Source organism: Glaciecola sp. KUL10, from assembly GCF_003203515.1.
In the GTDB taxonomy this organism is placed as follows: domain Bacteria; phylum Pseudomonadota; class Gammaproteobacteria; order Enterobacterales; family Alteromonadaceae; genus Glaciecola.
The window spans coordinates 111577-133409 of record NZ_BGNG01000007.1; the positions used below are offsets into that span (position 1 = coordinate 111577).

Consider the following 21833-nt stretch of genomic DNA (forward strand, 5'->3'; position numbering starts at 1 on the left):
TAGAAATCTATATCGACATCTTATCTTAAATAAGCTTACGGATATAACTTCTTACTGCCTAATCATGCAACAACCACTAACAATAACTAGTGAGTTAATGGGATTGAGAGAGTCGTTTGGTATAGATCTTAGCGTTAAACTGTTTTGCAGCTTTGATCATTTCAGTATGCGGGACATCAGCAATCGATACAAAGCCTACATTGTAGTTCTCGCCATCGTGAGCGCGCCCCGTGATTGGAGAATCTATGTATTGAAACCAATGAGCGCCCACCATATGATCTAGTGCCAACACAGACTCCATATAATCTGTGTACATACGAGCCCGCTCTGCTTGCGTCTCAGCAAAACCAAGCCCTGGATTAAAGTAACCTGTATCAAACGCACCAAAATGAAATTCACCGATAATACTTGGCATATCCACTTCTTTTAAAAATGCCCATTCGTTTTTTTGCAGGCTTTCTTTGTAATAATTATAACTCACTACATCGACATATTTAGCTGAGGCATTCACAATCTCAGGCGTCATGCCCCAATTAGCCATTCTTACACCCATGTATAAATGGTTTGGCATCGCCCGTTCTAGTTCCCCGTGAACAACCTCAAAGTATTTAGAGGCATACTCATAAAGCATCAAAGAGTAGTCTTCTAAAAGTGCATCATTAAGGTGCTCGATAGTAACGCCCTTTGCAAACTCAGACCACGCACTGATTTGAGTTTCCCACTGTTTGTTTAATGTCTCTATTTCACTATATTTAGACTGCATGAGTTCAACAAGCTTAGATTTGGTTGGGCTTTGAGAAGCATCTAATGTGAGCGTGTTAATCACAATGGCATAGTGCGCTTTGGGAGAGCTTTTATTACCCCAGCTTTTTTCATTGTCAATAAACACGCCTACGCACCATGGCGAATTTTTAACTTCTTCAGCAATAATATCAATAGTAATACGTGCTCGGTTAGCAAACTCAGGATCAAATGGGTCGGGTAGGGGAGACCAATAATCGTTACCTGAACTGACCGTTTTAAAGTCTCCAATTATCCAACCATTGGCAAAATAAGGCATTTTGTCTTGCTGATAAAACATGGGATCAACCCAGTTTCCAAATGAAGTGAAGCCCCAATTGCGCATGCGATCAAGCGTTACATCTTTCCATTTATCAATAAACGAATACGGTGACGTCTCGCCATATTTGCGTTCCAAGTTGGCTTGATAGTGACTGTACGTCTCACCATGCTCTAATACACCTATGTGAGCACTTTGACGGTACCCATAGTGATTTCCTAGCTCATTATCGTAATTGGGTAACCAGTTAAACATTTGTTTACGCAATTCAGATGCAACGTATCGCGACGCTAGCGCCTCGCCTTTGACTCGATTAAGACCTTTAGAGTCTTCAGGTGTCACCTCATCGCTATTCGTTTGTCTGACAGATTCGTCTTTAAAGTCGTATCCGGTAAAAGTAGAGGTGTTTGCCATTCTGATATTAGCAATACCATGCGAATAGAATAGGTGTCCCTCTGGGTCAACTAGCCACCATTTACCATTGTGTTTTTGCGTTCTGAAGTAACCAGTAGCGGCTAGCTTGGGCCCATCTTTGTATCCTCCAAACTTGCTGCGGTCGCTCATCAGCTTACCATCTAGCTCTGTTAATTCTTGTTTCGTTCTTTGCTTTAACTCTTCGTCATTATGGATTTTATCGGCAAATTCAGCCTTCATATTTTGACCATATTGATCTGAGATGTTAATTAACAGTGACTCGTCAAACGGTTTGCTCGGATGTACGCTTAAATCATCTATGATAAGCGTGGTATCTCTTGCCATACTGGTAAAGCTAAATTCGAGCTCTGATACCTTGGATAGATCAATCCATTTATTCCCCCAACGCCATACAAAATGTCTATATCCATCGTTTGGTTTTGGGTTACTTCGCAACCCAGTCTCAATCATCATGTCATTACCAGTGATTGTTACCCAATAGCGATGTTTAGAATTTGCAGGTACGAGTGCTGTACTGTTGTGTGAATCTCCCGATTCATGCTTTAACGCAAAAAATACATGAGCAGACTCGTTGCTCGGATTTTCGATATCCATGCTCAAACTTACACTGTCTTCTTGACTCCAATCCCACGCCACATTATTTGTAAAGGCTACTGCACTTTTAAAATTATCTTTAGCATTAAATTCCACTTTAAGTGCTTGGCCATTGTCAGTTTTCACTAAAGATAAATCGGCATTCAGCGCGGTTATATCACCAGTGATTTGAGCTTGTTCAAAGTCGAATAAAGGTTTTGACTCTTCAAACTCAGTATTGACTTGCTCTTGTGGTTTACTGCAAGCGGCGATCATTGTCGTTATCAACAACATAGTGCCTGCACATAATTTTTTATCTGCCGAAAACATAGTTTTTCCCTTACTTATTTGGTCTTGTTGCACATGATCTTCTCGATTTGTTCTAAGCTCTTTCCCTTGGTTTCAGGAAGAAGCCAATACAACAAGAACAAGCCTATGAGTCCTGAAATGGCGTACGATAAAAAGACAGTGGTGGCACCAGCAGAGTTAAGAAAAACAGGAAAGTACTTCTGCATAAAGAAACTGACTAAGCTGGTAAAAAACGCAAATGAAGGAATCGCTACACTGCGGATTTGATTAGGTACTATTTCAGAAAAAATAACCCACATAATTGGACCTATCGACAGGTGAAAAGCGGCAATAAAACCAATGATTCCAATCAGTACGAGGCCCGCTCGAATATCAATTGAGGCCGTGATGATCTGACTCTCGCTCACACGCCACTGTTCAGCACCTAGGGTTTCTTTCATGTCATTTTTAAAGGCAATGTCTGAGTCATATTTTTGTTTTGTTAGATCAGAATCAATTAACTTGATAAGAGCAGGCTGTTCAACTGCAAGGCGTTCAATACTTTGATTGTCAATACTGTATGTCGCTTTGTTAAATGCGAATACGCACAATGATAAAAAGAACACTGACGCAACTAGGCCAATGTTGACTAATGGGCGACGCCCCACTTTGTCGATTAACGCAACAGCGATTGCAGTAAATACAAGACTGACTAATCCAATGATCAAAGATTGCGCATACGCAGCGTTTGTTCCGATCCCTGTTTGCTCAAATACCATCGGCGCATAAAAAAGTATTGGATTAACCCCTGTTAGTGGTTGAACGGCAGCAAACACAAACCCGACTAACAATACAAGGCGGAAACGCTTTGAACCTAGTGCCTTGAGCTGTCCAATAAACCCTTTGCTACTAGCTGTTTCGTTAACAAGACTGTTCTCTATATCTTTTATTTCATTTTCAATAGCATCTTTAGGAACGAGCTGAGACAGTGCTTCTCGTGCTTCATCCACTCTATTTTTAGAAACTAACCACCTTGGGCTTTTGGGAATCATCGTTAACAATGCTAACCATAATAGACAAGGAACGATTTCAAGCCCTAGCATCCAACGCCATACATTTTGCTCGAAAGACTCTGGATTAATCCAACTAGGTGCTGAGTCGACGAGAAGGACTAAAAAGTAGTTTGAGAAGTAAGCTGCGCTTAAACCAATTACAATCATAATTTGGTTGAGTGAAACTAACTTGCCTCGTTGCTTTGGTGGGGCGATTTCTCCAATGTACATCGATGACAAAGACAGTGAGCTAAACGCTAAACCACCCAAAAACCGTGCAGCCAATAGCATTTCATAAGAGCTCGCAAATGCCGAACCTAAGGCAGAAACCAGATACAGAAAAGCAATAACAATAAGTGTGTTTTTCCGACCAATCTTGTCACACAGTGCACCCGTAAATACTAGCGCAATCAATACACCAAGGGCTGGCGCGCTCACGACACTACCCAGTTGAGCATCGGTTAATGCAAATTCTGTCGCGATAAAGCGAAGCGTCCCTGAGATAACCGCAGCATCAAAACCAAAGACAAAGCCACCGATGGTAACAATTAATGCAAAGTAAATGGGGTGTTTTGATGAATAGTTTATTGCCATAACAGCGGCCTCTTTTTATTGTGTTTATTGCTCATTATAATGAACTTCCAAATGTATAGCGCTGGTTGGCAGCTAGGTCTGTTTTTATGAGCTGACTGCCATCTCTGTAAGTCACGGTGACTTTTTTTATACGGGTGTTTTGGCCCAAACCAAAATGGACTTGATTGAGTAGGCTTTGTGAGTGTACGGAGCCGCTAGAGCCAACGCGCTTGGTTAATGTGCGATCATCCAGTTCTAACTCTACCAATGCATTTTGCGGACCTACTCGGTTTTCATTGTGAGCAATTTCGAGCGTTACATAGTTAGTATTTGATACGCCAGTGTTTTCAAATAAATACCATTTACCTTGATCATCGTCTCCGCTCAGTATGTCTACAAATCCATCGTCGTTGTGATCAAATGCTGCTCCCATGTCGCCGTGCGCATTTGTCCCAGTTACCGTCGCATCGTGATTCGTTAGTTGATCAAACGACTGCCCCAATTGATTTAACAACAGCACATCAGTGACTCTTTTTCTTAATTCGCCAAAGCGGTATACAAAGAAGTCGCTGTAACTGTCATTGTTGAAATCAGCGCTAATTACGCCCCAATTATTGTCGTTGCTAAGTGGTGGCAGTTTGTGGCTACTATCAATAAACTGATTTCCACGATTTTCAAGCAGTAAATCGGGTACTGATAAGTCTTGTGTTTTCCAATCAACAGGCGGTGATTGAACACCCGTAATACTTGCGCGAATGTCCCATGCATAATTTTCATTCAGCTGCCAACTCAGTTGCCATTTGTTGTCGCCGAGGTATCCAAGGTACCAGGCTGTTTCTGATTGCTTAGGTATGCCTTTGGCGTCCTCTGCATTGATGACTAATGCTGCTTTTGGCATTTCATATTTTTTGCGGGCCGCGCCGACATATAGCGGCATGTCCTTGTCCACATTTCTAAACCAGCGGAAAAAGTCACTTAAGATAACTTCATCACCCGCTTCAAAAATAAAACCATCACTGCTCTTATTGCCTTCATCTCTAATATCAAGACGCTTGGTCGGCTGATCATATGACATGGCGTTATTTGCTATTTGATAATACGTTTTACCTCGGCTTAAGTAGATATCCATATCGCCATCGTTATCAAAGTCTGCTTCAGCTGCGGCCGTGATAAAGTCGATGTGTTTATCTTCAAATTCTGTTAACCACTGTTGGGTAAAGTCTTTAAACTCAAAGGCAGATTCGCCTCTTACAATGATACTTAGTGGTGAAAATGTAATTAAATCAAGCCTACCATCGTTATTTATATCGCTGATAAGTAGTCGCTCAGCTTCGAGATCTTCAAGTACCTTAGTTTGCTTATAAGCAAAACAACCGTTACCTAAGTTTTCAAAAACCACGTTTCTTGGCTGTTGAGTCTCTTTGATTGGCATAGCAGTAATATGCAAAATGTCTAGATCGCCATCATTGTCCATATCCAACCAACGAACTGAGCGTCCACGTGCACCTAGCTCGGAGATACCCGCTCGTTCAGTGACATCGACTAGTTCGCCTTTTTGATTGTTTAATAAGCGAGCAGGCTGAGGAGAAGATCCATTGCCGCCGCCCAAGGAAACCAATAAGTCGTTGTCGCCATCATTGTCATAGTCTCCTGCAGCAATACCGTGCACATCCCACTTTGCGGCAGGTTGTTCTTGTTTAGCATAGGTACCGTCAGTGCGTTTTAAGAACGTGTAGGCGGGCTCTTCGTGGTGACTACCAAGAATTAAGTCGTACTCACCATCGCTGTTAATGTCTGTTATGGTTGGCCCACCGTACTTCCAAGTTGCTGGTGTTACTAAGCCTACCTCAGTTGTTACGTTTATAAACTTGACCGTTTGCTGAGATTGCGATTTATTGGGGACTTGCGAGCATCCCGTCAAACAAATAAATGTCGATAGCGCTAGAGAAAAGCGGATTCTACCCTTTTGCACAATATTCTTCATGGTTGGCTCGCAAATGCACTATTGGCAATGTATTGAAGTGTAATTGACGCAATATGGCCACCTTGGTCAGGAAAGCTTAGTGATATTTCGTTGTTTTGAGCTATCAAATGTGAGGGTACGTTGACCTCTAAGGTGCCATAAAAACTGTCTCTGCCTCTGCCGTTTAGGCTTTGTTCCATCCCTCTGTAATTCTCAGGTATTTCGACGAGAATTCCGTTTATAGTCAGTACCCCAGACAAGCTTGAATTAAAGTCGCGTCCCAAACTGATTCGCAATATTGCTGACGCGCTTTCATTGATTTCAACACCATCTATATTAAATACATTTGCCTGTCCGGCATTGATTTCCTGCAGATATTTATCAGCGTAATACTTATGTTCTTCGCTTGTTTCAACTGGCAAGTCATCATTGGCAAGTGTAATTTCTAAAACAGTGGTGCCAAAACTATCTATTTCTAAGCTAGTTGGTATCTCAGTTAGAGGTGTGTGATTGAGTTGTGTTATGCCATTTATCGCAAACATTTCACGAACAAGCACATTACTCACCGCTTGATCGAGTCCTAGTGCGCTTAAATCAAAAGATTTACGCTGCTCCCCTATATTATTGATAATAATAAACGCTCTGTTTTTATCTATATAGCTTAGGTGCTGCAAATCTATATCAGTCGAATGGCTTTCTACTCGCTCACCGTTAATATTTTTCCATAAGTCGTAATATTTTATGTGATCACTATAGACCCATAAATCACCTGATTCTCCGGATGCTTCAAACTGTTGTCTCATGAGTCGTGGACCATAAGGAACAGTCTCTGCCAGTCGCCCCCATTCCGCTTTTACAACAATAAAGGGAATCAGTTTTTCTATTAAGTGAGGACGGCTCATGAAAGCAAAATTAAGGCTATTAATGGCGCGCAAAAAATACCAGTCTCGCTGGGGTGTCCAAGGTTGATTGGTTAAGTTGTGAGCTTGCGCACCATATTCAGAAATGACGAGCGGCATAGGTTCGCCAAACTTCATGTGAGTGTACTGTTCTAGCATATCAAGGGTGGCCTCAACGTTGGCGCCTGAACGATATTGCTCGCGCGCGCCGAAGATAGGAAAGTCATACAAATGTATTGATAGAAAATCCATATTAGCGCCTGCTACATCAATAAAGTGCTGGTCGCGTGCAATCCACCGTGCAAAATTATTTTCCTCAAAATTGGGGAAAGCCGCTGTATAGCCTCCAATTTTGATACCCTGATTGGGTTGCACGCCCTCGACGTCGACATTTCTGATTTGGTTGGCAACGGTATTGTGGAACTCAAATATTTTCGTTAAATTTTCAGGCTCTTGAGCAACGGTCACCAGTTCATACAGTGGCTCATTCATTACTTCAACTAAGGTGGGCTTAGGCTGGCCAATTGGGTCATTGCTACTTTGCTTAAAATATTTGGCGATAAAATCGGCCATGTACTCACCTGTCGCGCTGCCAAAAGGCTCGTCTTGAGTATCATTGGTAGAAAAGGCCCACCCAGCGCGAGTAACTTTGCCGTCTGGATAGTAAGGGTGCTGTTGTGCTGCGACGATCATATTAGTGTTGCGATGTTCATGTTTGCGTTGCAGTTGATTGCGGTTTGAAGTCCCATTTGTGTACTGACTTTTGACCGATTGCCCATTAGCCGAAGCCTGTTGCCTATCGATAAAACCGTTACGAGCGGGATCCTCTGGCAAGAGTCCTAACTGCCATGCCATCGCACCGGTGTCTCTCCCAAAATAAACGTCATAGGTTTCAACAAAATCGGTGATTAAGTCTTCTTGTTCATTATCGCCCACAACGTACCAATCATTTTCGGTATGAGATGCGTGAATAGTGATAAACTTTTCTCTATCAAAGTCACTCACGCCGTGTACAAGATGAACATGATCAAAGTTGACGCTAATCACACTTGGGGTTTGAGCCGCTGCTAAAGTAGTGACGATAAAACTCGTCGTAATACCACCAATTGTCAAATCGGCCTGAACGGGTGTCTGGTAATTTGCAGAACTAGTGATGCGAATCTTGACGCTTTGATCCTGTGAGATCGTAGCTTGGTTTTGAGTAAAACCTGCATCATCAATAGCGTACTCACCGCCTTGTATAGTGATACTAGTAGGAGCATTTATTCCTTTAACAGTAATACTGTTTGATTCAATAACGCTTGATAACTCAGCATTTTCAACCGCATCAAAAGAGAATGCGTCAGGTCTTGTATCGGTCAAGGGTGCCTGCGGCGGTGTTTGAGGAGGTGTGACTTCTTCACTCGAACCTCCTCTGCAAGACGCAAGTATGCCTAAAGCCAATGCTAATGCAATTAGCCTAATATAAGTATTCATAAACGTCCTTGTGTTTTATTTTTTCTCGAATCTATCTTGGTACATAGTGCTATGCAGCTTTTTAGCCGCATCTACCATAGGTTGATAGGGGACGTCAGTCACCGAGACAAAACCTACATTGTAGTTTTCACCATCATAAGCCCTACCTGTGATAGGTGAGTCGATGTATTGAAACCAATGAGCACCAACAAAGTAAGGGTTATCGATCACAGATTTCATGTAATCACTATACATTTTTGCGCGATCTTCTTGATTTGATGCGTGTATTAACCCAGGGTGATATAGCCCTGAATCAAGTGCACCCATATGAAACTCGCCGATAATTGAGGGCATATCCAATTCAGACAAAAACTCCCACTTTTTTGGGTGGACGCCTTCCTTATAAATATTGTAGCTAACCACATCTACATATTTTGCAGAGGCTTTGACCACTTCTATGGGCATTCCCCAATCAGGAAAACGCGATCCCAAATACATGTGGTTTGGCATGTGCTTATCCATAGCCGAACTAATCACGCTGAAATAGCGATCGGCATATGTATATAGCAATGTTCCATAGTCTTTGAGTTGTTGTTCTGTATTAATAATCGAGTCGATGCCCTTGTCAAAGTCTTTCCATGAGTCGATTTTTGTGTCCCAAGCCTTGTTCAGATTATCAATATCGCCGTATTGAGATTTCATTACGTTTGTAAATGCGGCTTTCGTGGGAACACTCTTGCCATCACGCGTCAATGTGTTGATAACGATTCCGTAATGCGCTTGTGGTGTCTCAGATCGTCCAAAGCTTTTTTCATTGTCAATAAAGACACCTACACACCACGGTGTACCGTTGACTTCTTTTGCTACTTGTTTAACGGTAATTTCTGCTCGGTTAGCAAATTCAGGATCGAATACATCTGGCATCGGAGACCAAAAGTCATTGCCACTAGATACTGTTTTATAGTCTCCAATGACCCAGCCATTTGCAAAGAATGGAATTTTAGTATTGCTGTAAAAATCAGGGTCAGTCCAATTTCCTAAGGATGAGAAGCCCCAATTGCGCATGCGGTCTATGGTTACGTCTTGCCAAACGGCTAGATAATCAGGGTTAATGCTAGAATACTTGCGGTCTAAGTTAGCAGAATAGAAACTGTATGTTTCGCCTTTTTTGATAGGCCCCGAGTGTGCGCCGTTTCTGTAGCCAAAGTGTTTACCAAGTGGTTCGTTATAGTCTGGAAGCCAGTTAAACATATTGGCTCGGATCCCTGATGAAACGTAACGTGTATTAGCGATTTTAGGATCTACTCTGTTTAGGCCTTTCGAGTCCTCTGGGGTCACACCGTTGTCAGCAGCATTTTCAAAGATAACTTGTGGGAAATCATAGCCGGTGAGTGTCGTCGAATTTGATAGTCGAATGATGTCTATGCCCGTAGCAAAATACAGATATCCATCTGGATCGACTAGGTACCATTTGCCGTCTACTTTTTCAGTTCTAAAATAACCCGTTGAGTTTAGTTTAGGGCCATTTTTCCAACCGCTCCATTTAGAAAGATGATCAGGTAATTCATCTTTTAGACTGGCTAGTTCTTTATCTCGCTGAATAATTAATGCTTCGTCGTTGTGGATCTTACCCTTAAAATCTTCCTTTGCATTTTGACCGTATTGGTCAACTATATTACTTAAGTATTGTGTATCAAAAGCGGGATTTGGGCGCAGTGATATGTCATGAATAACGACTTCTTTATCAAATAGAGCACTTTGTACACTCAAAGAAATGCGAGTAATACCACTGAGATCAAGGTTTTTAGTTCCCCACATTGACGTAAACTGAATTTCATTGGATGACCATGTATCAGGGTTAGAGCGCAAGCCTGAAATAAAGTTTAGGTCAGTGCTGTCTTTTTCACCTGCTTTGCCAAGGTCATGACCAGCCATTTTTGCATAATAAGTCTTCATATCACCTCGACCTACACTAGTCGTGCGCGTATAATTTGCGCCGTTTCGGTCGGTGATATCAAGATAAAGCTGAACAGAGTTTTCGCCCGGGTTGGAGATAGTGAACCCAATATTGAAGTCGTCTATTTTAGACCAATCCCAAGGTTGCTCTGGTGAAATTACAATACCAGAATAAGGATGTTCAGCGGATTGAAATGATACATGCAAAGGAAGCTCCTCATTTTTGAGGTCGATACTTGCATTAATTAAAGAGATATCACTGAGTGAAGTCAGCAACACCACTTCTTCTTTAAGTTTAGTCGCGCTGTGAATTTTATTGGCAGCTTGATCGACTTGAGGGCTGCTACATGCGGCTAATAAACAAAGCGGGACGAACGCCACACTAGCTCTCCATTGATACTTCATGACTAGCTTCCTTTTTTAAGACTGATTATTGTAAACGTTATTTGTTAAATAAAGTAACATAGTAATTGTTAAAATAAAACTGTTAACAATATTGATAATTGTTAATTCATGTAAGTATTTGAATCGATACTGTAAATTGGTAATATTGGGTACAGTATATTGTTAAAAAAATGCTTGTTAATTGAAAATTGTTAACAAAATACTTGACGGTTTTAATCGCAGTTGGGCATAATTGGTGATGAAAATGTTAAATTTTCTTTAAAATCATCTGGGGGAACGCAATGCGTAAAGCACACAAATTCAAAGTCAACGCTATTACAGCGACTTTGTTAGCTACGTTAACGACTACTTTGGTCGCACAAGAGTCTGAAGAAAAAGACGAGACTACTAATGTGGAAGTTATCGAGGTAAAAGGACTTAAAGGTAGTTTAAGTAAATCAATTAACGACAAACGCCTTTCTAAAACTATAAAAGACACAATAAATGCCGAAGACATAGGTAAAAATACAGACCAAAATATTGCAGATGCGCTTGGACGAGTGACCGGCGTATCGATAATCACTAGGGACGGCGAAGGCTCTCAAGTCACTGTGCGTGGTGCAGGCGCCAACCAGAATTTAATCACTTTAAACGGCCAACAACTCGCAAGTACTGATTTTAATCAAGCGGTAGATTTGAGCTCTTTCTCTGCTGATATATTATCTAAACTTGAGGTAGTTAAAACACCAAGCGCTGATCAAGACGAAGGTTCATTGGGTGCCACGATTAATCTAGTCACGATAAAACCGCTTAATCAAAGTGAAGATATTCGAACGTTAACTGTCCAAGGCCGTTACAACGACTTTGCCGATGAAGAAACTAATTATAAAATCAATTTCACTGCGACCGAGACGTTTTTAGATGAAACACTCGGTGTTGCCATTTCAGCCTACGATGAGACCAATTATACGCGCCGTGATCAATACCGCGTGGGTAACTTTCAAGCTTCAAGAACAATCGATTTAGCCTCTGACGAAAATGGTGAAATCATTTCTGGGGTGCGAGGCATTGTGCATACCAACACAGTTTATGAGTTGCTTCAAAATACAAATGATCGTCGAGGCGCGACGCTTGGCTTGCAATGGTTGCCAGGAGATGTAACCGAAGTGACCTTTGATGCGACGTATTCAACGCAAACGATTGCGCGTCTTAACGATGGTGTACTAACTCGTTTTCCGGGCACTGATAACTTCTTTGAAGGTGAACGTCCGCTAAATGCGCTGCGTCCACCCGCGCCATTCACGGATCCACAAGAAGATTGGTACATTTTAAATTCTGAAACTCTGACATTTGATCGCTTTCTAAATCGTTTTGCAGCAGGTGACATATATAACTCACAAGGCGGAGATGAAAGAGACAATGCAAGTGCTCAATTTAAGCTCAACCATGAGTTAACAGATACTTTTAGATTCGAAGCGACGCTTGGTTATTCTAAAAGTGAATCTGAAAGTTTACCGAGTGCTTTTGCTGCGCTTCAGAATTTCCGTCAACGCCCTGCTCAACTTCTTTACGATGCGTTGGGTAACATTCAACCTGTTGGTTATGACTGTACTCAAGGGCGTTGTCAGATTGTAAGTGGAACATCCGAGCTAGATTTTGGTGAAATCCTCGTTGATCAAACAGTCGATGGTGTGTTCACTCCTGCATTCCAGGATAATTCAGTTAATACATCATTTAATCCACTTGATGCTCGCTCGCTGCACTTAGCATTTATTAGGGAGCAAGATGTAAAGGTTGAGGATGAAATTAAAACAGCGAAACTTGATTTTGATTATGATCTCGATAAGTTTGGCATCACAACACTTGAGTTTGGTTTTAAAATCACCGAAAGAGAGAAGTTTGTTGATAACCAAAACTATACATTTGATACCGTAACTGCGACTGAAGTTTTTGAAGATGAATTTGGTAACCCGGTCGCTGTGCAAGGTGGCAGTTTGTTGGATGTTAGTTCTAATCTGATTGCTCGCGAGGGCGGTCTTCCATATTCTGACTTTATGAATTCATTGGGCATTGCATCAAATCCAAATACTCGTTTTGCTCCAGTTGATGCTACCCTTGCTGCTAGTATATTGTTCGACGATGAAAATACCATTAGAACGCCTGATAATACTGAGTCGCGCAATATAGGCTTAGATACCGAATCTTTCTATCTAAAAGCTAACTTTGAATTTTTAGATGGAAGACTCTCGGGTGATGTAGGCGTAAGGTATGTTAAAACAGATGTAAACTCCTCAGGTTTTGGCGGCGCTAATTTCCACCAATTTACTGAATCACTAGAACGTGAATTTAGTTTGACTAAACTCAGAGAGTTGCGTGATACATCACTTCCACAGTGTCGCGCTCAGGTCTTTGCAGATCCCGCTAATCCTCAAGGTTATGAGCGTAAATATCAAAGAAGTGATGGCCTAGGTTGGGATACATCATCAGGTCCAGATCCATCGCAGTGGACCCGTATACCTGATCAAGGCCCTTGTCACGATCCTGCATATGCGCAGTGGGTTCAAGATCAAATCAATGGCGTCGAATCTGATTTTACAATTAACTGGTTAACGATGTGGCAGTATGCTGATGTAAGCACTACGCGTGGCGGAAACTGGGATCCAACATTAACAAGCGCACCCTATATTTATGATGGTACGCCAACTTCTGGGAATGATGCGAATCAGTTCACTGTTGATGGTGTTATCAACCGTAATTTACAGTCTTTTGCTACTACGGGCTCGCATACATACGAAAATATACTGCCAAGTTTAAACCTGAGTTACATCATTAATGATGATTTAATTGGTCGTTTTGCTATTTCAAAAACCATGACTCGTCCAGAAATTGATAATTTACGACCTGGATTCCAACTTAATGAAAATGGTTATTGGGGAACGGGTTTGTCTAACAATGGCAGCAGAATTCGTTTATTCAACCCTAAGTTAGATCCGCTTGAATCTAACAACTTGGATTTATCCTTAGAATGGTACTTTGCCCCTACGTCTTTGCTTAGTGCGGCATTGTTTTATAAGGATATGACCAACTTCACCGAAACTGAAACTGTGCTCAGTTATCTTCAGGATATTAGGAACAACGACGGTCAAGTGCTGACTGAAGAAGACTTGATTTTACCTGAAAATGAAAGTGCAGCAGATTTTGGCCTAACAGGATGTTTACCTTTAAGGGCTACTGCTGACTTTGGTTGGAATGCAAGTGACCCTAATCGTTTCACTGATGACTTACGAGATTTATGTAACCAATACTCGGTGAGTAAAATCGTGAACGGTAAAGGAGCAGAAATAACAGGTCTTGAGTTGGGTTATGTCCAATCTTTTGATTTCCTAGGAGGCTATATCCTCGGTGGTCTTGGAATATCAGCAAACTACACATATCAAGAATCAGAATACGAGTCAGACGTTTCGTCAATTAATCCAGCAATTACTTTACCAGCATTGCCCGTGGCGGATACACCTGAACATACTTACAACTTTACTACTTTCTGGGAGCAAGATGGGCATCAGGTTCGATTGAGCTACCGAGGGAGCAGCGATTCGTTAGTAGGTGTAGATTATAACACTGGTTTGACAGGGAGAACTTGGAATCAAGGTTCATTATGGAATGAAGGCAGAGGTGCCTTGGATCTATCGGTTTCTTATAAATATAACGAAAACGTCTTGGTAACTTTCCAAGCAGTGAACTTACTTGATGAAGCATTTAGAACTTATTTCACAAGTCGCGAATTAGAGGTTCAACGCACTTTCGCTGATAACGATGTTGGTTATGACTTTATCGCCTTAGAAGAGGGCAATCCGCTTGATGGCGGAGTGACAAAGTCTAGGACATACACCGAATATAAAATCGGAACCACATATCGTCTAGGTGTACGCGTTAACTTTTAAGGAATGAAGCAGGTAGGCAAAGCCGATCTGCTAATAAAGAACATGGTGAAAAAAATGATTAAATTAAGTCAAACAAAAAAATACGTGTTAACTGCACTCGCCACAAGTGTGTTAACTGCTTGTGGAGGTTCATCGAATAATAATGAACCCATGCAACCGAATACAGCGCCTACCCACGGCGGCGGTATAGTAGCGAGCTTTGCAGAAAAGGATGCTTTTAAAGTTATTCATCTGTTAGGCACGCCAGAAGGAAACTCAAGCGGAACAGGTGTCGCGGTTGATGCCGATGGTGATATTCTAAGAATCGTCAATGTTCAAACCAATCTTGATGATATGACTGGTTTTGAGATGACTGGGCCTCGCTTGGGTGTTCGTCCACTAGCGATTGCACCTAATTTAGACTCAGGTCAAACGCTCGTATTAGAAGTGCAATACGAAATCACCGACGGTCAAGCATCAGTGAATCGCACTGCAACCATTTCAATTGAAGGGGAGGACTTTGCACCAGAGTTTGAAGCGAATGTAAGTGAAGTACTCTCTAAGTTTGCAGATATAACAACTGTCGATCTTCTGTTTGGTGTAGAGGATAAAGATGAAGAGCCTCTTAACGTAAGTGAGGTTGCTATCCCGAGCGACGCGCCTGCTGGTTTGTTTAGTTTGGAAGGTAGTTTACTAACAATAGATGTTCCCTCCGTAGCAGACAGTATAGAAATTGGTGACAGCCTTACTTTTGACATCACATACTTTGTACAAGACCATAATAATAGTCTGCCTAGGACGATGACTATTGATATAAGAGGCGTGAGGATCGAACCCGTGCCTCCTATCGTTAATGGCCCTCAAACAGCAGAGACTAATACCTCTGGAGAGCGTGTTTCAATTGCTTTAACGTCTGAACCAGCGATTGTTGATGAGAATGGAGATGCTTTAAGTGTTGATTTCGCCACTTTGGTACCAAGAGGTGATGAACCTGCATTTTCATTTGGTGAATCGGATATCGATCAAAGTGTAGTTGTGTTTGATCCCATGATATTTGCACCTCATTTGGATGATGGAGAGCGTAAGAGCTTTATATACGACTATGAAGTCACCGATGGTGAATTTATCGTCCCTGCCACTGTAGAAATTAACATTACCGATGATGGTTCTGAGCAATCGTTAACTAATGGTAACTTTGAAGCGGGTATGGATGGTTGGAGTTCTCTTGCAAACGGCGTCAACGTTGCTTCTGGTGCTAGCGGTACGATAGCGGTTGAAGGTAGCAATTATTTGGATTTCGCAACGCCTGATACCGTTAGAACCAATTTAGGTGAATTAGAAGAGGGAGCAGTCTACGTCATTGAAGGCCGTATTGGTCATACAGACCCTTGGGGTGGAGCAACTATTATCACTGTGTTTGGTGACGCACCAGATGAAGATGGTGTCGTGCAAAGCGACGCTATTTTAACTCAGGTACAGGCATATGGTCATGGTGTGCCAGATAGAACATGGTCGGCAATATTCGAAGCTACGAGCAACGCCTATCTAACGGTTGAAGGTGAACAAGCGATCGATATGGATGATTTTAGACTATACAAAGTCGACTTTGATCAAGCCAACAACTTGTTAAGTGAGAGTAATTCTACGTTTGATAATGGTATCGGCGATTGGGTACTTGGTGGAGATGGTGAACACATAGCGGATGGGATAGGTGGCACTGGTTCCCTATATTCAGGAGGTGCAGGAGACGCACGTCATATACTTCCACTTGGCAATGGTGTGATTAAAAATGGTAAGCGTTATTTGATCACCATGGATGTCCACCGCGAGAGTGATGATGGTGCGCATACTTTTAGAGTGTCTGTGTTAGATGCCAACGAGCCTAGCAATGAAACAGCGCTTGTAGGTAATGCATTTAGGGGGGTTTATTGGTTGCGTCAAACCCAACAAAGCTTTGCTGCAGTCCTAGAACCAGCGCGATACAGTAGTGTAACAGATTGGGACACAAGAGATATTTCGTTGCATATTGGCACTAACGTCTGGGGCCAAGGCAATCGTTATACAGTTGACAATATCCGATTAATCGAACTTCCTTAATCTTTAAAAGTAAACACCTTTACTGCTTTTGTCAGTAAAGGTGTTTTTTATTTGTGGAGTGAAAAATGAAATTTACGCGCTTTAATTTTCTAGTTGTTATTTTATTTCTTTGTGTTTTGAACGCACACGCAAACCCTAAAGACCCTAATATCTTTTACATTTCTCAAGGTAAGGCGGTGAATCCTTGGAGCGCAAGCTTAGCTTTTGAAAAATCGCCTATTAAGGATGGTAAAGCCAGTACAATTCGAAAATCATTAGTTTTTAAAGAAAGTGACGACGGATTTTTTAATCTTAAATGGCACCCCAAAAAAATTAAGAACCAATGGGGAGCCATTGATACAAATATTCTGACGTTTAATTTGATCAATAAGATGATGCACGCAAACTTGAAAAGCGTAAAGCAACAAGCGGCTATAATGCTTGAACTACGGGTGAATCGTCCTCCTAAAGAGCTGGTTAACTTTACCTTAGAGTGTAATTGGAATTGGGAATGTCGTGATGCGTATCCCTTGAAGCAAATACTTCGAAATGCTCCAAGTGGCGAGTGGGTAACTATCCCTATTCCCTTGTCTTGCTTCAGTGAAAGCAAAATTGATTTATCAAAACTAACAGGGATGATGATATCGACAATTGGTAAATTAAATCTTGATATTCGAGCTGTAAATTTGGTTTCGATAAGTGATAACGTTCGAGGTTGTTAATGATGTTATATTTGTATATTGTTAACAATGTTTTGGTTAGTATACAACCTCATTTAATGTCTTGAGCACAATTTGAATGAATTCAAAAAATAGCTGAGTAGTGTAAAAAAGCAATAATTTGAAATGATGAGACATTACGTAAAAACAACAATCAATAAAGAAGTAGCGCCATGAAAAAATTGAGTTTAGCGAGTCAAAGAGCGATAGCCCGCGGATACGATCAAAAAGGCCCAGAATGGATGACCGAATTTGATGTGCACGAGTTAAAGGGTGACTTTGCATTTGAAGAAGGCGTAATTAGAAGAGATCCTTCCTCGGTGCTGTACATTAATAATGAATATCATTGTTGGTATACAAAAGGGCAGGGGGAAACCGTTGGGTTTGGTAGCGAAGATCCAAAAGATAAAGTGTTTCCGTGGGATTTAACTGAAGTGTGGCACGCGACTTCTAAAGATGGTGAAACATGGAAAGAACAAGGTGTTGCGATAGAAAGAGGCGCATCAGGAGAATTTGATGACCGCGCAGTTTTTACCCCAGAAGTCTTCAAAGACGATGATGGTGAATTGTATTTGGTTTATCAAAGTGTGCAATTTCCTTACAACAATCGTCAAATCGAACAAGTCGCCATCGCAAAATCGTCATCGCCGTTTGGGCCATGGGTAAAATCAAAAGCACCTATTTTGGGTCCCTCTCAAGACGGAGAATGGGATGGAGAGATTGATAGTCGTTTTGCAGTAAAGAGTAAAGGCAGTTTTGATTCGCATAAAGTCCATGATCCTTGCCTTTTAAAGTACAAAGGCAAATACCATTTGTATTACAAAGGCGAAACCATGGGTGAAGAAATGAACTTTGGTGGACGCGAAATAAAGCACGGTGTCGCTATTTCTGATAACCCTCTTGGGCCATATCAAAAATCAGAATACAACCCCATTTCAAACAGTGGCCATGAAGTCGTGGTTTGGAATTATAAAGGGGGCGTTGCTAGCCTTTTAACAACCGATGGGCCAGAGAAAAATACGATACAATTTGCTGACGATGGGCTTAATTTTGATATCAAAGCACACATCAAAACCGCACCAGAGGCTATCGGCTTATATCGTCCTAATAATCAAAGTGAAGTACCTGAACCCGGTTTAGCATGGGGCTTATGTCACAAGTACGATGCTTCTTGGAACTGGAATTTTATTTGTAAGTTTACCGTCAGAAAGCAAGTGCTAGATTGCGGCACTTATCAAAATACTAATTAGGGTACCCAATGAAAACTATCTTTTTTGCTCCGCACTGGGGTTACGAAGACATGTCATTTGAGGCCTTCGTTGAACAAACCTTAAACGATGGCTACGACGGTATAGAGCTATCATTTCATTTGCAAAATTTAGACTCACAATCCGTCGATGATGCACACAAAAAGGTTGAACTTATTAATCAGTCAGGTTTGTTGTTGATCGCTCAACACTATGAAACTATCACGACTGATTTTGAGCAATACAAACAAGATTTTGCAGAGAGATTGGAAGTTTTATGCCAATTAACCCCGATGTTTATCAACAGCCAAACCGGAAGAGATTTCTTCGGTTTTGAGCAAAGTCTTGAATTAATTGATTTGGCGTCTGAAATAAGCGAAAAACACACAACAGACATTCTTCACGAAACTCATCGTGGAAGGTTTTCATTTGCATCTCATGTCTGCCAACAATTCGTAAATGCTAGGCCTAATATCAAATTAACAGCAGATTTTAGTCATTGGTGCTGTGTAGCAGGGACGCTGTTGCAAGATCAACAGCCTCTCATGGCGCAAATGATGCCCAATATGCGTCATATTCACACGCGCGTAGGCTTCAGTGAAGGTCCACAAGTGTCTGATCCCAGTGCATCTGAATTTGAAAATATTCTCAATCAACACCTTAGCTGGTGGAAGATGATTAAAAAATCCGCCGAACTAAGAGGTGATAAGCAAATGACGCTCATGACTGAATTTGGGCCACCACCTTATATGCCGACACTGCCGCACTCACAAACTCCAACGTGTGATCAACGAGAAGCCAATCTCTTCATGAAAAAACTTATCAAAGCATCTTTGTGATATCGTATATGGCATAGTGATTAAGCAGTGCTGATGCGCTGTTTTCTATGCCAATTACAGGAGTCTTATGGTCAGTATATTTGCCTTTTCTGAGCTAACTAATTATCAGTTGTATGAATGTTTGAAGCTTCGTTGCGATGTGTTTGTGTGCGAGCAGAAGTGCATTTATCCAGAGTTAGATAACAAAGACATTGATGATAATAGCTTTCACGCCCTCATGTATTGCGATAATCAACTAGCAGCGTATGCACGTATTCTTCCTGCGGGATTGAGTTATCAAAGTCCTAGTATTGGCAGAGTGCTCGTTGCCGAAGGATTTCGTGGTAGGGGATTTGCCGAAACTATCATGAATACCTGCATAAAGTTTACCTTTAAAGCGTATGCTTGCGACACGATAGAAATCGGGGCGCAGTGCTATTTGCAAAATTTTTATCAAAAGCTCGGATTTAAAACAAGCTCCAAGCCTTATGATGAAGATGGTATCATGCACGTGAACATGCGCTTAAGCGCATTAGACTCAGAAATAGAATAGTTGAGAATTAAATGGCAAGCGCGTGTGCATTACATATTTTGGTAAAAACCGAAAAAGAAGCAAAAAAGATTCTAGTTGAATTAAAAAAAGGAAAGGACTTCGGGCAATTAGCCAAAAAACATTCTCAATGCCCTTCTGGGAAAAAAGGCGGTGACTTGGGTGAGTTCCGCAGGGGCCAAATGCTTAAAGCATTCGACGATGTCGTTTTTAAACGAGAATTGCTTAAAGTTCATGGCCCTGTTAAGACTAAATTCGGCTTTCATTTGATCAAAACGCTGTACAGAAACTAACTTTTTGCATAGTTAAACTGTGCTAGCTTAATCATGCTCCGCAACGCTCAACTCTAAACCATCAAGCCCATCATTGATTTCAATTTGGCAACACAAGCGGCTATATTCAGTCGCATGTTCTTTTAACTCCAGCATGTCTTGTTCGATGTCACTCGGTTGTCCTAGCCATTCCATTTGTTCCGGCTTTACGTACACATGACATGTAGCGCATGAACAGACGCCCTTGCAAGAACCTTCGATGCCCTCGACGAAATTGTCGACAGCGAGTGACATTACGGTGCCTGATGTTGCTTCTAATTCAATACGGTCGTTTTCTACGGTTGTAAAAATGATTTTAGCCATTCTGAGATTTCCTTTTTGATTATGTATGACAGCCTTAAAGGCCATTAAACTTGACATGTAGGCTTTTAAAGCCATTTTTTCGTTCAAACTCATTCCATTTTTCTATGTGTTCTTGGGCGTTTATGAGTTCGATTTTGCTGACTTGTTCGCATAGCACGTTTACCAAGGTTAAAAGAACTTGACGTGCATGAGTTGCACCTAGGCAATTGTGAACACCAAAGCCAAAACCAACGTGTGGGTTCAATTTACGGTCGAGAATAATTTCATTTGGATTATCAAATACTTGCTCATCACGATTAGCTGATGCCCAACATAATGAAATACGAGAGTTTGCCTTTATTGCATGCTCACAAATCTCAGTATCCTCGGTAGCCACTCTGCCCATATGTGTTAAGGGGGAGAAATACCTAATAAACTCTTCAATGGCATTTGTTCTTAAGGATTCATCTTGTTTTAGTTGCAACAAAGCCTCTGGGGTTTCAGCCAAGTAGGCTATCACGCTACTGATGGCATTGATAACAGTGTCTCTGCCACCCGCAAATGTAAGAATTAAAATGCCTTTTACCGCTTCTTTGGTCAGAGCTTGACCATTGACTTGTGAGCTAAGAAGAACTGAATATAAGTCTTCAGAAGGTGATTGGATTGCTCGGTCTATTTCATCATCAATGTATTTGTACAAAACATTGGCCTTGTCGGCATCCAAGTCTTGTCCTTCACTTCTAAAAACATGAGTCCCCCAATCTATCCATGTTTGCGCGGCTTCGAAAGGCGTATTTAAGAGTAATGTTAACGCTTGAGATTGCACAACAAGTGCTAGTTCACTTACTACTTCAATAACAGATTGTGCCGATACTTTTTTTAGCGTGCTTGTTATTTGTGAATGCAAGGCCTGTTGATAGTCTGCGTCGTTAGGTCTTTTAAACCAGGGCTCTAATAGTGCCCGGTAATCTTTATGTTCGGGAGGATCAAGCTCAAAGGGGATTTGGCGTATACTGCGAATATTCACTTCCGATGGGATGACTATTCTGCCGGGTATCGCACCTGACTGAAAGGTACGCCAATTATGAGCGCATTTTCTAAGTTGCTTTAAGCCAAGCACCATCGTTGCTGGATCATCTTGATCATCCACTTTAGCAACGCCAACATTTCGCCTAGCTTGTGAAAATGCGTCATTATGTTTACTTACTTTCATTACTTAACCTGCAATTAATCAAACATATAAAGGCAATT

General features: G+C 41.5%; 14 protein-coding genes. 7 read left to right on the forward strand and 7 right to left on the reverse strand.

Annotated features, from left to right (window positions below; translation table 11 throughout):
* Positions 1 to 94: 94 nt before the first annotated feature.
* Genes KUL10_RS13030 through KUL10_RS13050 form a run of 5 tightly spaced genes read right to left on the reverse strand, consistent with a single transcriptional unit; the run spans position 95 to position 10659 of the window.
* Entirely contained in the window at positions 95 to 2398 is a 2304-nt protein-coding gene (locus KUL10_RS13030; RefSeq protein ID WP_110429378.1) for an agarase, read from the reverse strand.
* A gap of 14 nt (positions 2399 to 2412) precedes the next feature.
* Complete coding sequence (locus KUL10_RS13035) at positions 2413 to 4002, reverse strand: MFS transporter (RefSeq protein WP_233499821.1); 1590 nt, start codon at positions 4000 to 4002, stop codon at positions 2413 to 2415.
* Positions 4003 to 4036: 34 nt separating this feature from the next.
* Positions 4037 to 5965 carry a CRTAC1 family protein gene (locus tag KUL10_RS13040; protein WP_110429379.1) on the reverse strand — a complete coding sequence of 643 codons (1929 nt, stop codon included), beginning with the start codon at positions 5963 to 5965 and terminating at the stop codon, positions 4037 to 4039.
* Entirely contained in the window at positions 5962 to 8319 is a 2358-nt protein-coding gene (locus KUL10_RS13045) for an agarase (protein WP_110429380.1), read from the reverse strand. The genes KUL10_RS13040 and KUL10_RS13045 overlap by 4 nt, the downstream gene beginning before the upstream one ends.
* A 15-nt stretch (positions 8320 to 8334) precedes the next feature.
* Positions 8335 to 10659 carry a beta-galactosidase gene (locus tag KUL10_RS13050; RefSeq protein WP_110429381.1) on the reverse strand — a complete coding sequence of 775 codons (2325 nt, stop codon included), beginning with the start codon at positions 10657 to 10659 and terminating at the stop codon, positions 8335 to 8337.
* A gap of 281 nt (positions 10660 to 10940) precedes the next feature.
* On the opposite strand from KUL10_RS13050, the gene KUL10_RS13055 reads away from it, so the two are divergent.
* The 7 genes from KUL10_RS13055 (at position 10941) to ppiC (ending at position 20261) form a co-directional block, all read left to right on the forward strand.
* Positions 10941 to 14579: a TonB-dependent receptor gene (locus KUL10_RS13055; protein ID WP_110429382.1), complete on the forward strand. Its 3639-nt coding sequence runs from the start codon at positions 10941 to 10943 to the stop codon at positions 14577 to 14579.
* 54 nt (positions 14580 to 14633) lie between these two features.
* A complete protein-coding gene (locus tag KUL10_RS13060; RefSeq protein WP_146216783.1) occupies positions 14634 to 16655 on the forward strand; it encodes a hypothetical protein in 2022 nt (673 codons plus the stop codon).
* A gap of 65 nt (positions 16656 to 16720) precedes the next feature.
* The gene (locus KUL10_RS13065; RefSeq protein ID WP_110429384.1) at positions 16721 to 17356 is read left to right on the forward strand and encodes a putative glycoside hydrolase; all 636 of its coding nucleotides are present in this window, start codon (positions 16721 to 16723) and stop codon (positions 17354 to 17356) included.
* 170 nt (positions 17357 to 17526) lie between these two features.
* Positions 17527 to 18603 (forward strand): glycosyl hydrolase, encoded by a 1077-nt coding sequence (locus tag KUL10_RS13070; RefSeq protein WP_110429385.1) that lies wholly within the window; start codon positions 17527 to 17529, stop codon positions 18601 to 18603.
* A gap of 8 nt (positions 18604 to 18611) precedes the next feature.
* Positions 18612 to 19439 (forward strand): sugar phosphate isomerase/epimerase, encoded by an 828-nt coding sequence (locus KUL10_RS13075; RefSeq protein ID WP_110429386.1) that lies wholly within the window; start codon positions 18612 to 18614, stop codon positions 19437 to 19439.
* Between the two features lie 67 nt (positions 19440 to 19506).
* Positions 19507 to 19971, forward strand: coding sequence for a GNAT family N-acetyltransferase (locus KUL10_RS13080; RefSeq protein WP_110429387.1), 465 nt, complete (start codon positions 19507 to 19509; stop codon positions 19969 to 19971).
* A gap of 11 nt (positions 19972 to 19982) precedes the next feature.
* Positions 19983 to 20261 (forward strand): peptidylprolyl isomerase PpiC, encoded by a 279-nt coding sequence (gene ppiC / locus KUL10_RS13085; RefSeq protein ID WP_110429388.1) that lies wholly within the window; start codon positions 19983 to 19985, stop codon positions 20259 to 20261.
* A gap of 27 nt (positions 20262 to 20288) precedes the next feature.
* On the opposite strand, the gene KUL10_RS13090 is transcribed toward ppiC, so the two are convergent.
* A complete protein-coding gene (locus KUL10_RS13090; RefSeq protein ID WP_110429389.1) occupies positions 20289 to 20603 on the reverse strand; it encodes a 2Fe-2S iron-sulfur cluster-binding protein in 315 nt (104 codons plus the stop codon).
* Between the two features lie 34 nt (positions 20604 to 20637).
* Positions 20638 to 21795: a cytochrome P450 gene (locus KUL10_RS13095; RefSeq protein ID WP_110429390.1), complete on the reverse strand. Its 1158-nt coding sequence runs from the start codon at positions 21793 to 21795 to the stop codon at positions 20638 to 20640.
* Between the last annotated feature and the right edge of the window lie 38 nt (positions 21796 to 21833).

What these genes read in the sequence shown, in the direction of transcription:
- KUL10_RS13030 (WP_110429378.1), bottom strand. Translation starts at nt 2,398, where the DNA reads ATGTTTTCGGCAGATAAAAAATTATGTGCAGGCACTATGTTGTTGATA.
- KUL10_RS13035 (WP_233499821.1), bottom strand. Translation starts at nt 4,002, where the DNA reads ATGGCAATAAACTATTCATCAAAACACCCCATTTACTTTGCATTAATT.
- KUL10_RS13040 (WP_110429379.1), bottom strand. Translation starts at nt 5,965, where the DNA reads ATGAAGAATATTGTGCAAAAGGGTAGAATCCGCTTTTCTCTAGCGCTA.
- KUL10_RS13045 (WP_110429380.1), bottom strand. Translation starts at nt 8,319, where the DNA reads ATGAATACTTATATTAGGCTAATTGCATTAGCATTGGCTTTAGGCATA.
- KUL10_RS13050 (WP_110429381.1), bottom strand. Translation starts at nt 10,659, where the DNA reads ATGAAGTATCAATGGAGAGCTAGTGTGGCGTTCGTCCCGCTTTGTTTA.
- KUL10_RS13055 (WP_110429382.1), top strand. Translation starts at nt 10,941, where the DNA reads ATGCGTAAAGCACACAAATTCAAAGTCAACGCTATTACAGCGACTTTG.
- KUL10_RS13060 (WP_146216783.1), top strand. Translation starts at nt 14,634, where the DNA reads ATGATTAAATTAAGTCAAACAAAAAAATACGTGTTAACTGCACTCGCC.
- KUL10_RS13065 (WP_110429384.1), top strand. Translation starts at nt 16,721, where the DNA reads ATGAAATTTACGCGCTTTAATTTTCTAGTTGTTATTTTATTTCTTTGT.
- KUL10_RS13070 (WP_110429385.1), top strand. Translation starts at nt 17,527, where the DNA reads ATGAAAAAATTGAGTTTAGCGAGTCAAAGAGCGATAGCCCGCGGATAC.
- KUL10_RS13075 (WP_110429386.1), top strand. Translation starts at nt 18,612, where the DNA reads ATGAAAACTATCTTTTTTGCTCCGCACTGGGGTTACGAAGACATGTCA.
- KUL10_RS13080 (WP_110429387.1), top strand. Translation starts at nt 19,507, where the DNA reads ATGGTCAGTATATTTGCCTTTTCTGAGCTAACTAATTATCAGTTGTAT.
- ppiC (WP_110429388.1), top strand. Translation starts at nt 19,983, where the DNA reads ATGGCAAGCGCGTGTGCATTACATATTTTGGTAAAAACCGAAAAAGAA.
- KUL10_RS13090 (WP_110429389.1), bottom strand. Translation starts at nt 20,603, where the DNA reads ATGGCTAAAATCATTTTTACAACCGTAGAAAACGACCGTATTGAATTA.
- KUL10_RS13095 (WP_110429390.1), bottom strand. Translation starts at nt 21,795, where the DNA reads ATGAAAGTAAGTAAACATAATGACGCATTTTCACAAGCTAGGCGAAAT.